Source organism: Microbacterium sp. NPDC057944 (assembly GCF_042887445.1).
Classification (GTDB): Bacteria; Actinomycetota; Actinomycetes; order Actinomycetales; family Microbacteriaceae; genus Microbacterium; species Microbacterium natoriense.
The window spans coordinates 709,747-724,252 of sequence record NZ_JBHVPJ010000001.1 but is presented as its reverse complement, the minus strand read 5'-3'; the positions used below and the strand labels follow the sequence as shown (position 1 = coordinate 724,252).

14 protein-coding genes are annotated in these 14,506 nt (G+C 70.8%); 9 read left to right on the top strand and 5 right to left on the bottom strand.

Annotation, left to right across the window (positions count from 1 at the left end):
• Positions 1 to 6 precede the first annotated feature (6 nt).
• From ACFVRO_RS03235 to ACFVRO_RS03225, 3 genes are all read right to left on the bottom strand, one after another.
• Entirely contained in the window at positions 7 to 1,167 is a 1,161-nt protein-coding gene (locus tag ACFVRO_RS03235) for an AAA family ATPase (protein WP_386949174.1), read from the bottom strand.
• Between the two features lie 121 nt (positions 1,168 to 1,288).
• A complete protein-coding gene (locus tag ACFVRO_RS03230) occupies positions 1,289 to 2,239 on the bottom strand; it encodes a hypothetical protein (protein WP_386949172.1) in 951 nt (316 codons plus the stop codon).
• 116 nt (positions 2,240 to 2,355) lie between these two features.
• Entirely contained in the window at positions 2,356 to 3,048 is a 693-nt protein-coding gene (locus ACFVRO_RS03225; RefSeq protein WP_386949170.1) for a Pr6Pr family membrane protein, read from the bottom strand.
• Between the two features lie 119 nt (positions 3,049 to 3,167).
• On the opposite strand from ACFVRO_RS03225, the gene ACFVRO_RS03220 reads away from it, so the two are divergent.
• A complete protein-coding gene (locus tag ACFVRO_RS03220) occupies positions 3,168 to 3,842 on the top strand; it encodes a GntR family transcriptional regulator (RefSeq protein ID WP_386949167.1) in 675 nt (224 codons plus the stop codon).
• 46 nt (positions 3,843 to 3,888) lie between these two features.
• On the opposite strand, the gene ACFVRO_RS03215 is transcribed toward ACFVRO_RS03220, so the two are convergent.
• Positions 3,889 to 4,824 (bottom strand): DMT family transporter, encoded by a 936-nt coding sequence (locus tag ACFVRO_RS03215; RefSeq protein WP_386949164.1) that lies wholly within the window; start codon positions 4,822 to 4,824, stop codon positions 3,889 to 3,891.
• 188 nt (positions 4,825 to 5,012) lie between these two features.
• On the opposite strand from ACFVRO_RS03215, the gene ACFVRO_RS03210 reads away from it, so the two are divergent.
• Together ACFVRO_RS03210 and ACFVRO_RS03205 are read left to right on the top strand one after the other, a co-directional pair.
• The gene (locus ACFVRO_RS03210; protein ID WP_105675810.1) at positions 5,013 to 6,299 is read left to right on the top strand and encodes an adenylosuccinate synthase; all 1,287 of its coding nucleotides are present in this window, start codon (positions 5,013 to 5,015) and stop codon (positions 6,297 to 6,299) included.
• 83 nt (positions 6,300 to 6,382) lie between these two features.
• Positions 6,383 to 7,477, top strand: coding sequence for a lactonase family protein (locus ACFVRO_RS03205; protein ID WP_386949161.1), 1,095 nt, complete (start codon positions 6,383 to 6,385; stop codon positions 7,475 to 7,477).
• 196 nt (positions 7,478 to 7,673) lie between these two features.
• On the opposite strand, the gene ACFVRO_RS03200 is transcribed toward ACFVRO_RS03205, so the two are convergent.
• Positions 7,674 to 8,426, bottom strand: a complete 753-nt coding sequence (locus tag ACFVRO_RS03200) for a hypothetical protein (protein WP_386949158.1) — start codon at positions 8,424 to 8,426, stop codon at positions 7,674 to 7,676.
• 112 nt (positions 8,427 to 8,538) lie between these two features.
• On the opposite strand from ACFVRO_RS03200, the gene ACFVRO_RS03195 reads away from it, so the two are divergent.
• From ACFVRO_RS03195 to ACFVRO_RS03170, 6 genes are all read left to right on the top strand, one after another.
• The gene (locus ACFVRO_RS03195) at positions 8,539 to 9,921 is read left to right on the top strand and encodes an MFS transporter (protein WP_181155932.1); all 1,383 of its coding nucleotides are present in this window, start codon (positions 8,539 to 8,541) and stop codon (positions 9,919 to 9,921) included.
• Positions 9,922 to 10,176: 255 nt separating this feature from the next.
• Positions 10,177 to 11,610, top strand: coding sequence for a dihydrolipoyl dehydrogenase family protein (locus ACFVRO_RS03190; protein WP_386949155.1), 1,434 nt, complete (start codon positions 10,177 to 10,179; stop codon positions 11,608 to 11,610).
• Between the two features lie 275 nt (positions 11,611 to 11,885).
• Entirely contained in the window at positions 11,886 to 12,188 is a 303-nt protein-coding gene (locus tag ACFVRO_RS03185) for a DUF427 domain-containing protein (RefSeq protein ID WP_105675802.1), read from the top strand.
• 37 nt (positions 12,189 to 12,225) lie between these two features.
• The gene (locus ACFVRO_RS03180; RefSeq protein ID WP_386949152.1) at positions 12,226 to 13,092 is read left to right on the top strand and encodes an ABC transporter ATP-binding protein; all 867 of its coding nucleotides are present in this window, start codon (positions 12,226 to 12,228) and stop codon (positions 13,090 to 13,092) included.
• Positions 13,089 to 13,778 (top strand): ABC transporter permease, encoded by a 690-nt coding sequence (locus ACFVRO_RS03175; RefSeq protein ID WP_386949149.1) that lies wholly within the window; start codon positions 13,089 to 13,091, stop codon positions 13,776 to 13,778. Before ACFVRO_RS03180 ends, ACFVRO_RS03175 begins: the two co-directional genes overlap by 4 nt.
• Entirely contained in the window at positions 13,775 to 14,497 is a 723-nt protein-coding gene (locus ACFVRO_RS03170; RefSeq protein ID WP_386949146.1) for an ABC transporter permease, read from the top strand. The genes ACFVRO_RS03175 and ACFVRO_RS03170 overlap by 4 nt, the downstream gene beginning before the upstream one ends.
• The last annotated feature ends 9 nt before the right edge of the window (positions 14,498 to 14,506 follow it).

Genomic DNA, 14,506 nt, shown 5'->3' with positions numbered 1-14,506 from the left:
GGGCTCTCAGGGGGTGGGCACGGCGGCGAAGATCTGGTCGATGATCTCCTCGCTGCGGATGCCCTCGGCGTCGGCCTCGAACGTCAGCAGCACGCGGTGGCGCAGCACGAGGTGGCGCAGCGCCCTGATGTCCTCCGGCAGCACGTGTGCGCGGCCGTTGAGGAGGGCGAGCGCTCGCGACGCCTGCAGGAAGGCGATGCTCGCGCGCGGGCTCGCGCCGTACTTGATGTACCGCGCGCGCTCCTCGCCGATGTACGGCGCGGGGTTCCGGGTCACGTACGACAGCGACACGATGTAGTTGCGGATGGCGGGGTCGACGTAGATGCGCGAGGCGACGTCCTGCAGCAGCCGCACGTCGTCGAGGCTCACGGCGCTCTCGACGTGCCGGTCGGGGTCGAGCACGCCCGAGTCGATGCGGCCGAGGATCTCGAACTCCTCGGCGGGGCTCGGGTACTCGACGATCTCCTTGAGCAGAAAGCGGTCCATCTGCGCCTCTGGGAGCTCGTACGTGCCCTCCTGCTCGATGGGGTTCTGCGTGGCGATCACGAGGAACGGCTTCGGCAGGTGGTGCACCTCCCCGCCGATGGTGGTCTGGTGCTCCTGCATGGCCTCGAGCATGGCGCTCTGGGTCTTCGCGCTGGAGCGGTTGATCTCGTCGAGCAGCACGAAGTTCGCGTGCACGGGGCCGAGCACCGTGCGGAACGACCCGGTGGCCGCGTCGTAGATCTGGTTGCCCGTGATGTCGCTGGGCAGCAGGTCGGGGGTGCACTGGATGCGCTTGAACCGCGCCTTGACGGTGTCGGCGAGGGTGCTCGCGGCGGTGGTCTTGGCGAGGCCGGGGACGCTCTCGAGCAGGATGTGGCCGCCGGCGATGAGCGAGATCAGCAGGCTCATGCGCAGACGCTCCTGGCCGACCATCTTGGCCGAGTACGCGTCGGAGACGACCTGGAGCACGCGCCCGGCGCGGGCGAGCTCGTCGGAAGAGGGTCCCTGAGTCGGAGGCGCGGCGGGGGCGGTCGATGCGGCCTCGGCCCGCGTCGCGGGGGCAGGAGGGGCGGGAGGAGCCGGCGGTGCGGCGTGCATCGCCGGTGCGGGCGGAGCCGGTGGAGCGGGCGGCGGGGGCGGGGTGGAACCCGTGGCGGGGCCGGGCGCGTACGGCTCGTTCATCAGTGTCTCCTCGATCGCACGGGGACACGACGACGATCCCCCGCACCAGCGTAACCGGGTCTCCTCCGTATGGTCCCGGAGAGAAGTCCCCATGACGGATGCCGCGGCATCCGGCTCCTGATCAGATCGAGTCGCGGGGTGCTTCGATGGCCGCGCCCGCCGTGCCGTCGGAGTACGAGACGCGGATCGTGGGGTTGGAGAGACCGAGGTCGATGAGCGACGCGCCCAGGGTGATGGATGCCCGCCCGTTCGCGTCGAACTTCGTGCTTCCGGCGTTGGCGGACCCGTACTTCACAGCGATCGATGCCCCCGGCTGACCGGTGACGGTGAGCGTGTAGCTGCCGAGGACTTTGATGCCGAGGAGGCTCAGCGTGTAGTGCTTCTCCAGTCCCGCGAACCCGAGGGGCTTGGGGGCCGGGGGCGTGGTCGGGGTGGTCGGGGTCGTCGGAGTCCCGGGGTTCGTGCCCGGTGTGGTCGGTGTGGTCGGAGTGCCCGGATTCGTCGGGGTCCCGGGGTTCGTGCCCGGATTCGTCGGCGTGGTCCCCGGGTCGGTGCCCGGAGTCCCCGTCCCGGGGTTCGTCGTGCCCGGATCCGTCCCTCCAGGGGCGCTCCCGCCGGGAGTCCCGGGGCCCGCATCGGATCCGGGGGCCTCGGACGTCGGCGCGTCGGTCTTCTTGCCGCCGTCCTTGTCGTCGGCCCGATCGTCGTCGACGGTCTTCTCACCGGCATCCGGCGTGTCGCTCGAGTCGGGCTCGCCGACGGGGACCTTCGTGTCCTGCACGGTCTCGGCGCGATCGGCGTAGGTGGTCACCGGCATGTTCGCGAGGGCCGACAGATCGCCGCCGCCCGAGGTGAGCAGGCCGACCGAGATCAGGCCGACGCCGCCGACGGCGGAGACGATCGCGAGCGCCTTGCGACCGCGCGACCAGCCGGCGACGGTGGCGTGCGCGCGTGCGACCGCGCCTGCCGCGGGCAGAGCAGCGGTCGAATCGGCCGCGTGGCGGCTGTCCTTCCTGCTGGCGCCTGCGGGCGCGGCGACGTCGGGATCGGGCCCCTCCTGCCCCTGATGCATCTCCGACCGATCCCTTCATCGCGAGCCCGTGGCCCTGTGTGCGCTGCGCCGACCACTCCCTGCCGGCGCATGCTCCAGCAAATATACCGGGATTCAGCTTCGGTGCGAGCGCCGATTCAGTTCGGGCGGATGCCGCGGCGCCGGCCGACCCACACCACGAATGCCGCGACGCCGATGATGGCGACCGCGATGCCGACGATGTACAGGGCGACCGTCACGTAGCCGCCGGGCTGGATGTTCGGGTTGAGGAAGGGGTAGGGGTACCACCACGGGTTGCCGTCCATCGGGGCGGTGATGAAGTTCGCGCGGATCAGCGTGTACACGGCCCACGCGATCGGGAAGATCGCGGCCTCGAAGATCGTCGCCCAGCCGAGCGCTCGCCGCCGCGGCGCGAACAGCACGTCTGCGAGCATCACGACGGGGATGATCACGTGCAGTGTCTCGTTGGTCCAGACGTCGGAGATGCCGGCGATCGGGTACTGCCTCAACAGGAGGTTGTAGACGATGCCGGTGACGATCATGTAGGTGCTCGCGCACGCGAATGCGGTGGCCAGCCAGCGGGGCTCCGGGGTATCGGAGCCCCGCGTGCGGAGAGCCCACACCGCTCCGGCGATGAGCACCAGCACCGCCGCGAGGTTGGAGAGGATCGTGAAGTAGCTGAAGAAGTTCGTCACGACGGTGGGGAGATGACTCGCCCATTCCGTCTGTGCCGCGAGGGCGTTGCCGATCGCCAGCCACAGCTGACGGATGATCGCCGCCAGGCCGAGAGCTGCCGCTGCGAGTCGTGCGTAGGGCCACCAGGTTGTCATCGGTCCTCCGATCGACACTGTAGCGCGCGGCTGCCAGGTGGCCCCAAGCTGGGCGGCGTATCATCGACGGCGCGCCGCGAGGGGACCGTGGGCGCCGATGAAGGAGCTGGGAAAGCAAGATGACGGATACGAATCTGTCACTCGACGCGCGGTTGGGGCCGTTCACCGTCGAGGGCATGGCATTGGCGGATCAGATCTTCGACCTCGTGGGGTCCGCGATCGTCGACGGAGTGCTCGAGCCGGGCGAGAAGGTCAACGACAAGGAAGTGGCCGCAGCTCTGGGCATCTCCCGCACGCCCGTTCGGGAGGCGCTGCAGCGTCTCACGTGGGTCGGGCTCGTCGAGGTGTCGCCGAGCCGGTACACCAGGGTGACCCAGGTCACCGACGACGACGTGCTCAGCACTCTCGAGCACATCGGGATGCAGGCGAGCACCGCTCTCCAGTTCGCGATGCGGCGGATGAGCGCCGACGAGCTGGTCGAGGCCGTGTCTTTCCTCGACCGCATGATCGCGGCGTCCAGGGCCGACGACTCCGACGCGCTGATGACCGAGTCGCAGGCGTTCATCGGCTTCCTGGTGGCGAAGTCGGGGAACCCCGTCTTCATCAGGATGATGTCGGAGACCAACCTGCTCGTGGCGCGCAACCTCCGCCACGTCCGCCAGCAGGAGGGGTCGGCCGCCATGCGTGCCGAGTGCTTCGAGGAGATGCGCAGCGCGATGCTCCTGGGCGACGCGGATGCCGCTGAGCGCTGGTTCCGCACGCAGCACGGCGTCGGGGTCGACACGGCGCTCTGAGAGCCGGTCGGGGCGTTCCTGCCCCGCGGCGGTGTTCGGCGACCCCTCAGGGCGCTGTCGTCGCCCGCCGCCCCCACGTCATCCGCGTGACGAGCACGCCGAGCAGGCAGAGCGCCCCGCCGAGGAACATCAGCGGGGTCGGCACCTCGCCGAGGATCATCCACGACATCAGGATCGCGATCGCCGGGACGACGTAGGTGGTGGCGGACGTCTGGCCCGCCGTGCTCCGCTGCAGCACGTAGGCCCAGGTCGTGAAGGCGATCGCGGTGGGGAAGATGCCGAGGTAGATGACCCACAGCGTCGCGTCGAGCGGTGCGGTCTGCAGTGCGCCGATGAGGCTGCCCGTCCAGGGGAGGAGCGCCACGGTGCCCGCGACGGCGCCGAACCACGTCAGCGTGGTCGCGTCGGCTCCGGCGCTGAGCAGGTGCTTCTGCAGCAGCGTGCACCCTGCGTACATGACGGCGGCGAGCAGGGCGAGCAGCAGGCCGGTGAGGTCGAAGCCGTCTCCGGACGACGTGTTCATGCCGATCAGGACCACGCCGAGGAAGGCGATCGGCGCGCCGATGACGAGGGGCCGCGGAAAGCCCTCGCGCAGGAACAGCCCGCTGAACACGACCACCATGAGCGGGGCGAGGTTCACGACCATCGCGGCCGTGCCCGCGTCGAGCGTGCGCTCGGCGGCGTTGAGCGCGAGGTTGTAGACGCAGAACCAGCCGACGCCCCACAGCACCACGAGAGGGATCTGCCGCCGAGACGGAGGGCGGATGCCGCGGCGCAGCGCGATGAGCCCGAGGGCGACGGCGCCGACGGCCATGCGCAGCAGCGCGAGCGCTCCGGGGTCGAAGTGCGGACCGGCCCCGCGGATGCCGATGAACGCCGAGGCCCACAGCACCACCGTCACCAGGGCCGCGACGAGCACGAGCGGTCCCTGTGCGCCCGTGCGCGGCGGACGTGTGGAGGGGTTCTGGGCGGTGTCCGGCATCCTTCGATCCTGCTCCGGGTCACCGACATCCGTCGACCGGCCGGAGCGCCAACCCTCGACGGATTCGCGCCAGCGTGCGCGGCTGCTCCTCCCGGAAAGACCGAAACCAGCCTTCGATAGGATGGAGTCGCCCGAAGAGGGCCAGCTCATCAGCCGGTGCAAACCCGGCGAAAGCAAGGGGGTCTCCCATGCCAGGAATCGTTATCGTCGGCGTCCAGTGGGGCGATGAGGGCAAGGGCAAGGCCACAGACCTGCTCGGCGAGCGCACCGACTGGGTCGTCAAGTTCAACGGCGGCAACAACGCCGGGCACACCGTGGTCGTCGGCGACGAGAAGTACGCCCTGCACCTGCTGCCGTCCGGCATCCTGTCGCCCGGGGTGAACCCCGTGATCGGCAACGGCGTCGTGATCGACCTCGAGGTGCTGTTCTTCGAGCTGGAGGCCCTCGCGGCCCGCGGCATCGACGTGTCGCGCCTGCGCGTCAGCGCGAACGCGCACATCATCACGCAGTACCACCGCACGCTCGACAAGGTCACCGAGCGCTTCCTCGGCAAGCGCATGATCGGCACCACCGGCCGCGGCATCGGTCCGGCCTACGCCGACAAGATCAACCGCGTCGGCATCCGCGTGCAGGACATCTTCGACGAGAACATCCTGCGTCAGAAGGTCGAGGGCGCCCTCGACCAGAAGAACCACCTGCTGGTGAAGATCTTCAACCGCCGTGCGATCACCGCCGACGAGATCGTGGAGGACCTGCTGTCCTACGCCGAGCGTCTGCGCCCGATGGTCGCCGACACCGGCTACCTCATCGCGCAGGCCCTCGAGCGCGGCGAGGTCGTCGTGTTTGAAGGCGGCCAGGCGACGATGCTCGACATCGACCACGGCACCTACCCGTTCGTGACCTCCTCGTCGGCGACGGCGGGCGGGGCGTCCACCGGATCCGGCGTCGGCCCCGGAGCCCTCGACCGCATCGTCGGTATCGTCAAGGCGTACACGACGCGCGTCGGCTCCGGTCCCTTCCCGACCGAGCTGTTCGACGAGCAGGGCGAGTGGCTGCGCAAGCAGGGCTTCGAGTTCGGCACCACCACGGGCCGTCCGCGTCGCGTCGGCTGGTACGACGCCCCCATCACGCGCTACGCGACCCGCATCAACGGCATCACCGACCTCGTGCTGACCAAGCTCGACATCCTCACCGGACTCGAGCAGATCCCCGTGTGCGTCGCCTACGACGTCGACGGCGTGCGGTTCGACGAGGTCCCGGTCAACCAGACCGACTTCCACCACGCCACCCCGATCCTCGAGTACTTCCCGGGCTGGAGCGAGGACATCTCGGTCGCGCGCACCTTCGAGGATCTGCCGCAGAACGCGCAGGACTACGTGCTCGCACTCGAGGCGATGAGCAACACGCGCATCTCGGTGATCGGCGTCGGCCCCGAGCGCGATCAGGTCATCGTCCGTCACGATCTGCTCGACTGAGCGCGCGCGATCGGGGACCGGCGTACGCTGGTCCCCGGTCCGGCAAGCGGTTTCCGGATCGACGGTGACAGAGGGAGACACGGATGACGCGGTTCTGGCTCGGCGGATACGGCCCCGCGATGGAGGGCATCGCAGACGGCATCGGCCTGCTCGCGGGGGATGAGGGCGCGGAGACGTCGCTGAGCTACCGCGGCGCCGTCACGTCGACCCCGTCGCCGTCGTGGCTGGCGCAGCACCCCACGCTCGACATCGTCTACGCGGCGCTGGAGGGGGATGCCGCCGTGCAGGCGTTCGCCCGCAGCGGGGAGTCCTCGCTCACCCCGCTCGGCGAGCCCGTCGAGGCCGGACAGTACGTGTGCCACGTCGCCGTCGCCCCGAACGGCTCCTCGCTCATCGCCAGCTGCTACGGAGACGGCAGGGTCGTGCGCATCGGCCTCGACGCCGCCGGACGACCGATCCCGGATGCCGCGAACAAGGCCGCAGAACTGCGCGCGGCGCTCCTGGGCGAGCCCGCGGCGGAAGCCGGAGCCCCGGCCGGAACCGCGGCCGCGGCATCCGACCCCTACGGCGACGAGGGCCGTGAGTCGCACGCGCACGCCGCCGCCTTCCTGCCCGACGGCCGCATCGCGACCACCGACCTCGGCTTCGACCTCGTGCGCATCTGGCGGCAGACCGCCGGCGGCCTCGCGCTCGATCACGAGGTCGTGCTGCCGAAGGGCACGGGGCCGCGGCACATGGTCGTGCACCCCAGCGGGCATCTGCACGTGGTCACCGAGTACTCCTGCGAGGTCTTCACGCTCGCGGCGGGCCCTGACGGCACCTGGGCGGTCGTGTCGTCCGTGCTGTCGAGCCCGATCGCCGAGATCGGCGTCGACTTCCCCGCGGAGCTCGCCCGCACGCGCGACGGGCAGTTCCTCTACACGGCGCTGCGCGGCAGCAACACGATCGCGGCGCTGCGCGTGCGCGGCGCCGGTGAGGCCCTCGAGTCGATCGCGCTCGCCGACTCCGGGGTCGACTGGCCGAGGCACCACCTCGTGCACCAGGGCAAGCTGCTCGTCGCCGGTCAGCGCTCCGACACGATCAGCCTGATCGACCTCGACGAGCGCACGGGCGCGCCCCTCGGCATCCGCCACCGGGCCCCGGCACCCACGCCGACGCACTTCCTGCCCGTGCGCTGAGGTCGCGCGCGGTGAGCTCTGTCTCGTCGAAGGGTGTCGCCCTGTGCGCTGATGCCGCGCGCGGAGTGAGCACCGCGTCGTCAGGGGCGACGTGCGTGCGGCTGTGGAGCGTGCTCAGGCAGCGTCCTCGGCAGGTCAGCACGGGGCCGAGGCGATCGCCGCGACCCCGCGCTCTGCGCTCACCGGGACGGGCGGTTCAGGGGCCGACGACCGTCTGGCTGCGGGTGTTGTTCGTGGCGTCGGCGTCGCCGGGCAGGGTCACCACGGCGGACGTGATCGACCCGCTGTGGCTGGGGCTCACCCTCAGGGAGATGCCAGCGGGGGCGTCCCCGGGGTTCAGAGCCGCGGTGGTCTGGCAGGACACGACGACGGTCTCCTCGAAGACCCCTCCCGCGTTCAGCGACGTGGGGAGAGACGAAGGGGTGCAGGTGAGGCGAGGGTCGATCGCCCCGCTGCCCGTACCCAGATCCCCGTTGATCTCATGGTTGACGATCGTGAACTCCACGGTCGACCCCGCGGGGATGGCGGCGGTGGATGCGGCGCTCGGTCCGAAGGATCCCGTGTAGTCGAGCGTCGACACTCCGCTGGCCTGGTCGAACGTCTGGACGACCGCGGCGGTGACCTCGCCGTCGATCACGAGGGGTGTGATCGGCGTCTCGGACGGCGACGGCGAGGGTGACGGCGTCTCCGCCGGTGCCGGTGCTGGTGCTGGCGTCTGCGCCTGCGACTGTGCGGGAGGGCAATCCGCGGCCGCGGACGCGGGCTCGGCGGCGAGCCCCGTGAAGGCCGCTGCTCCCAGCAGGATCGCGCCGAGGGCGAAGGTGCTCCGAACGAGACGCGGGCCCCTCCCTCGGAGAAGCAGGACGGCTCCGGTCACGGCGGCCACGACGCCCACGATCAGAAGAAGGAGACTGGGCTCGGTGCCCGTCTCCGCCAGTACGCAATCCATCGGGAAACTCCTCATCGGCAAAGACTCCAATGTATCGGTTGCGCGGGCGTGCCGACGTGCCGAGCATCCCCCGCTTGACCTCAACCATTGTTGAGGTTCTAGCGTCGAACCCATGACCTTCGACACGGGAGGGGTGTCGACCGCCAAGGCCGCCGCCCCCGGCATCATGAGCGGCGCGTACCTCTGGATCACCATCGGCGCGTGCGCGCTCGTCTTCCTCGGGGCGTTCGAGTCGCTGGCCGTCACGACGGTGATGCCCACCGTGAGTGCCGAGCTCGACGGCGAGCGGCTCTACGCCCTCGCCTTCGCCGGCCCCCTCGCCACGGGCGTGATCGGAATGGTCGTCGCGGGCAACTGGGCGGATCGCCGAGGACCGGTCGAGCCCCTGTACACCTCGGTGGCGGTCTTCGTCGCCGGACTCCTCGTCGCCGGGCTCGCCCCCAGCATGGCGGTCCTGGTGGTCGGCCGCTTCGCGCAGGGCCTCGGCAGCGGCGGACTCATGGTGGCGCTGTACGTCGTCGTCGCGAAGGTCTACCCCCGTGACCTGCATCCCGCGATCTTCGCCGGCTTCGCCGCCGCCTGGGTCATCCCCTCGCTGATCGGGCCGTCCGTCGCGGGCGCGGTCACCGAGCTGTGGAGCTGGCACTGGGTGTTCCTCGGCGTCGTGGTGCTGGTGCTCGTCGCTCTCCTCATGGTCGTGCCGGCGCTCCGCGGTCTCGCCCGGAGCGGCGACGCGGCGACGCCCTGGGCGTTCGGCCGGCTCGGATGGTCGCTGCTGGCCGCTCTCGCCGTGCTCGGCCTCAACCTGCTCGGAGACGTCCCCGGCGCGGGACCGGCGCTCGCCGCGGCGGCCGTCGTCGTGGCGCTGATCGCCGTCCGCCCGCTGCTGCCGGCAGGGGCGCTGCGGGCCCGACGAGGACTCCCGTCGGTGATCCTGGTGCGAGGACTCACCGCGGCGGCGTATTTCGGCGCCCAGATCTACATCCCCTACCTGCTCATGGATCGCTACGGTCTCTCGCCGACGATCGCCGGCCTCTCCCTGACCGGCGGCGCACTCGCGTGGTCGATCGCGGCGACGGTGCAGGGACGCATGGGGGCGCGCCTGGACAGCGTCGTGGCGGTGCGGATCGGCACCGCCCTGGTCTTCGCCGGGGTGGGGGTGTCGCTCGTCGCCACGGCGCTCAGGGCGGAGGCGATCGTGATCGTCGTCGCCTGGATCGTCGCGGGCGCCGGCATGGGTCTCATGAGTCCGCGGAGCAGCGCGCTGACCCTGGGGATGTCCTCGACCGAGGACCAGGGGTTCAACAGCGCGGCCATGACCGTCTCCGACTCGTTCGGCAGCGCGCTCGCGCTCGCGCTCACGGGGGTGCTGTTCGCCGGAACGGCGGCGGTCGCCGACCCGTTCACCGCGGTGTTCGCGCTGGCCGCGGCGATCGGCCTGGCTGCGGCGGTGCTGGCTCCCCGGCTCGCGCCGCGGGAGGTGTCGGCGGGCTGACCGCGCCGGGGCTCTGTTCGCGGCGGTCGCATCGGCCCCCCGAATGCGTGTTCGGTGCGGACGCCTGTCCGTCCGGCGCTCTGTTCGCGGCGGCATCCGCCAGAACTCCGGAGAACCACCGCGGTTCAGGGGCGGGGCGCACGTGCGGGCCACCGAACCTGATGGATCTCCGGAGTTCTGGCGGGCGGGTGGAACAAGACCCCCGTGACTCCGCGTTGCTCTTGAGCAAGACTGGGCGACGGAGAGGTGCGACGCATGACTGCTGAGAAGACCGACGAGTACGACCTGATCGTCCTGGGCGGAGGTCCGGTCGGCGAGAACGTCGCCGACCGCGCCGTGCAGGGCGGTCTCACCGCGATCATCGTGGAGAGCGAGCTCGTCGGAGGCGAGTGCTCCTACTGGGCGTGCATGCCCTCGAAGGCGCTGCTGCGCTCGGCGCAGGCGCTGCGGGCTGCGCAGCACGTCGCAGGCGCCGCCGAGGCCGTCACCGGAGAGCTCGACGTCGCCGCCGTGTTCGCCCGCCGCGACTCCTTCACCAGCAACTGGTCTGACGACGGCCAGGTGCGCTGGCTCGAGTCGGCGCACATCGACCTGGCGCGCGGTCACGGCCGCCTGACGGGTGAGCGCGAGGTGACGGTGACGGATGCCGATGGAACCGAGCGCGTGCTCCACGCCCGGCACGCCGTCGCGATCAGCACCGGATCGGATGCCGTCGTCCCTCCCATCGACGGACTCGCCGAGTCGGCGCCGTGGACGAGCCGCGAGGCCACCAGCGCGAAGGAGCTGCCGGAGTCGCTCGCGGTCATCGGCGGCGGGGTCGTCGCGGTCGAGATGGCGACCGCCTACGCCGCCCTCGGCTCGACGGTCACCCTCATCGCTCGCGGCGGGCTGCTGGGCGGGATGGAGCCCTTCGCCGGAGAGCGGGTCGCCGCCGGCCTGAAGGAGCTCGGCGTCGACGTGCGCCTGTCGACGGGCACGTCGTCGGTGCGCCGCGATGAGGAGGGGGTGCGGATCGAGCTGTCCGACGGCTCGACCGTAACGGCATCCGAGGTCCTGGTCGCGACGGGGCGGTCCCCGCGCAGCGACGACATCGGGCTGGAGACGGTCGGCCTCGAACCGGGGAAGTGGATCGCTGTCGACGACACCCTGCGCGTGCCGGGGGTCGACTGGCTGTACGCGGTCGGCGACGTGAACGGACGCGTGCTGCTCACCCACCAGGGCAAGTACCAGGCGCGCGCCGCCGGAGACGTGATCGCGGCGCGCGCGCTCGGCGGCGAGGTCGACGACGCGCCCTGGGGCCGCCATGTCGCCACGGCGGACCACGCCGCCGCGCCGCAGGTGACGTTCTCGATCCCCGAGGTCGCCTCGGTCGGGCTGACGGAGAAAGCGGCGCAGGATGCCGGTCTCCCGATCCGCGTCGTGGACTACGACCTCGGCTGGGTCGCCGGGGCGAGCCTGTACGAAGACGGCTTCGCGGGGCAGGCCAGGCTCGTGATCGACACGGAGCGGGATGTCGTGGTCGGCGCGACCTTCGTCGGGCCCGAGGTGGCGGAGCTCGTGCAGACCGCCACGCTCGCGGTGGTCGGCGAGGTGCCGATCGCGCGGCTGTGGCACGCGGTGCCGGCGTACCCGACGATCAGCGAGGTCTGGCTGCGGCTGCTGGAGGGCTACGGCAGGGAGTCGGCGTGAGCGGGGAGTCGGCGTGAACGGGGAGTCGGCGTGAACGGGGAGTCGGCATGAGCGCGGTGAGCGCATCGGCTGCGGAGTGTCGGCCGGCAGTCCGTTTCGTCGGCGGACACCGCGCGGATGCGACCGGCATCCGGGGTTCCGCGCAGGCAATCCGAACGCGCGGCGGCTCCGAACAGGTGCGGGAATGTGTCGCACATTGACGGACTCCGGGCGATCCCGGCCCTGATGTCCGTGACCTCTTATACGCTCGAAACCACATCCGAGGAGGCAGGACCATGAAGGCTGTACTCGCAGGAACCGTCATCGCCGAGGCCGACGAGAGCGATCTCATCCGCATCGAGGGCAACTGGTACTTCCCGCCGGCATCCGTCGTCGAGGGGGCGCTCGTGGAGAGCCCCACCCCGTACACCTGCCCGTGGAAGGGCGTGTGTCAGTACTACTCGGTGCAGGCCGGCGGCGAGCTGCACGCCGACCTCGCATGGTCCTACCCGCATCCGTATCCGACCGCCTTCGACCGTGTCGGCAAGGACTTCTCCGGCTACGTCGCCTTCGCGCCGGGCGTCGAGGTCGCACCCTGATCGCGCACGTCGCGCGCACCCCCGACTGGAGAACGTCGTGATCGAGTTCCGCAACGTCACCAAGAGATTCCCCGACGGCACTCTCGCCGTGAACGACTTCAGCCTCGTGCTGCCGTCGCGCAAGACCACGGTGTTCGTCGGATCGTCCGGATGCGGCAAGACGACGCTGCTGCGCATGATCAACCGCATGGTCGAGCCCACGTCGGGCGAGGTCGAGATCGACGGCGTCAGCGTGCTCGGCGGCGACCCCGTGGCCCTGCGGCGGAGCATCGGCTACGTGATGCAGAACTCGGGCCTCATGCCGCACTTCAGCGTGATCGACAACGTGGCGACGGTGCTGCGGCTCAACGGCGTCGCCCGCAAGGCGGCACACGAGCGCGCGAGGGAGCTGCTCGACACGGTCGGGCTCGACCGCGCTCTCGCCGACCGGTACCCGAGCCAGCTCTCCGGCGGCCAGCAGCAGCGCGTCGGCGTCGCGCGCGGGCTCGCGGCCGACCCGAACATCCTCCTGATGGACGAGCCCTTCGGCGCCGTCGACCCGATCGTCCGCGCCGACCTCCAGCAGGAGACGATCCGGCTGCAGCGCGAGCTCGACAAGACGGTCGTCTTCGTCACGCACGACATCGACGAGGCTTTCCTGCTCGGCGATCAGGTCGTCATCCTCGACAAGGGCGCGCGCATCGTGCAGGTGGGCAGCCCGAGCGAGATCATCGAGAATCCCGCAGACGACTTCGTCTCCGCCTTCATCGGCGCCGACCGCGGGCATCGTGCGCTGCACCTCAAGCAGACTCCGCGCGGCACGGTCGTCGTCGACTCCGAGGGCCGAACGCAGGGCGCGATCGTCGGATCGGATGCTGCGGGCCTCCCCGTGCCCGAGCCCGTCGAGGGGGCGGGGGCCCCGTGAACTGGATCGTCGACAACCTCGGCCTGATCCTCGAGCTCACGGTCGACCACCTGCGCCAGAGCATCATCCCGATCCTGCTCGGCTTCGTGCTGTCGCTACCGCTGGGATGGGTGGCGTGGCGGTATCGGCTGGTGCGCGGGCCGATCATCGTGCTCACGGGCCTGCTCTACACGATCCCCTCTCTTGCACTGCTGATCCTCATGCCCGCGGCGTTCGGGTACCTCGCCACCAGCCCGACCAACCTCGTGATCGCGCTCACGATCTACGCCGTCGCGATCCTCGTCCGTGCGGTGTCCGACGGCCTCGACTCCGTCGACGATGACGTGCGACAGGCGGCGACGGCCATCGGGTACGGGCCGTTCCGCAGGTTCTGGGCCGTGGAGTTCCCGCTCGCGGGGCCGGTGATCCTCGCGGGGCTCCGGGTCACCGCGGTCAGCACGATCTCGCTCGCGACCGTCGGCATCCTGATCGGCGTGACGAACCTGGGCTATCTCTTCACGAACGGTCTCGAACGGCGCATCATCGCCGAGGTGTTCGCCGGCGTCATCGCGGTCGTGGTGATCGCCCTGGTGATCGACCTGATCCTGCTGCTCATCGGCACGGCGCTCATGCCGTGGACCCGCGCGAGCTCCACCTCTTCGCGGGTGACGACCGCGCGCGCCGTCACCACGAGGGCTGCCGCATGAACCTCTTCGCCGAGGCCATCGCCTGGATGTTCGCCCCCGAGCAGTGGCAGGGACGCTACGCGCTGCCCGTGCTGCTCGGCCAGCACCTCGCCCTCACGCTCGTCTCCGTGCTGATCGCCGCCGCGATCGCGCTGCCCGCGGGCTGGCTCATCGGCCATACCGGAAGGGGCCGTGAGATCGCGGTCGCCGTCTCGGGGGCGGCCCGCGCCATCCCCGCGTTCGGGCTCATGGTGCTGCTCGTCCTGCTCCTCGGCGTGCTCCACGTGCCGGAGGCGGCCGTCATCACCTTCGTGCTGCTGGCGATCCCCTCGCTGCTCGCCGGTGCATACACCGGGCTCGAGGCGATCGACCGCCGCGTGATCGACGCGGCACGGGCGATGGGCATGACGGAGTGGCAGATCTTCTTCAAGGTGGAGCTTCCGCTCGGCCTGCCCCTCCTGGTCGGCGGCATCCGCTCGGCGCTGCTGCAGGTCATCGCCACCGTCACCATCGCGGCGTACGTCAATCTCGGCGGCCTCGGCTGGCCGATCATCCAGGGCATCCCGCTGCGCCGCTTCGACCAGGTGCTCGGCGGGGCGATCATCGTCGCCGTCCTGGCGCTCCTGGTCGATCTGCTCCTCGCGTCCGCACAGCACGCGGCCGTTCCGCGCGGCCTGCGCACCGGTCGACCGGCACGCCGCCGTGCCGCCGCGCCGGTCGCGGCATCCGCCACCGCCTGAATCCGTCCA

What these genes read in the sequence shown, in the direction of transcription:
- ACFVRO_RS03215 (WP_386949164.1), bottom strand. Translation starts at nt 4,824, where the DNA reads ATGCCGGACACCGCCCAGAACCCCTCCACACGTCCGCCGCGCACGGGC.
- ACFVRO_RS03170 (WP_386949146.1), top strand. Translation starts at nt 13,775, where the DNA reads ATGAACCTCTTCGCCGAGGCCATCGCCTGGATGTTCGCCCCCGAGCAG.
- ACFVRO_RS03210 (WP_105675810.1), top strand. Translation starts at nt 5,013, where the DNA reads ATGCCAGGAATCGTTATCGTCGGCGTCCAGTGGGGCGATGAGGGCAAG.
- ACFVRO_RS03190 (WP_386949155.1), top strand. Translation starts at nt 10,177, where the DNA reads ATGACTGCTGAGAAGACCGACGAGTACGACCTGATCGTCCTGGGCGGA.
- ACFVRO_RS03225 (WP_386949170.1), bottom strand. Translation starts at nt 3,048, where the DNA reads ATGACAACCTGGTGGCCCTACGCACGACTCGCAGCGGCAGCTCTCGGC.
- ACFVRO_RS03220 (WP_386949167.1), top strand. Translation starts at nt 3,168, where the DNA reads ATGACGGATACGAATCTGTCACTCGACGCGCGGTTGGGGCCGTTCACC.
- ACFVRO_RS03185 (WP_105675802.1), top strand. Translation starts at nt 11,886, where the DNA reads ATGAAGGCTGTACTCGCAGGAACCGTCATCGCCGAGGCCGACGAGAGC.
- ACFVRO_RS03195 (WP_181155932.1), top strand. Translation starts at nt 8,539, where the DNA reads ATGACCTTCGACACGGGAGGGGTGTCGACCGCCAAGGCCGCCGCCCCC.
- ACFVRO_RS03205 (WP_386949161.1), top strand. Translation starts at nt 6,383, where the DNA reads ATGACGCGGTTCTGGCTCGGCGGATACGGCCCCGCGATGGAGGGCATC.
- ACFVRO_RS03235 (WP_386949174.1), bottom strand. Translation starts at nt 1,167, where the DNA reads ATGAACGAGCCGTACGCGCCCGGCCCCGCCACGGGTTCCACCCCGCCC.
- ACFVRO_RS03200 (WP_386949158.1), bottom strand. Translation starts at nt 8,426, where the DNA reads ATGGATTGCGTACTGGCGGAGACGGGCACCGAGCCCAGTCTCCTTCTT.
- ACFVRO_RS03230 (WP_386949172.1), bottom strand. Translation starts at nt 2,239, where the DNA reads ATGCATCAGGGGCAGGAGGGGCCCGATCCCGACGTCGCCGCGCCCGCA.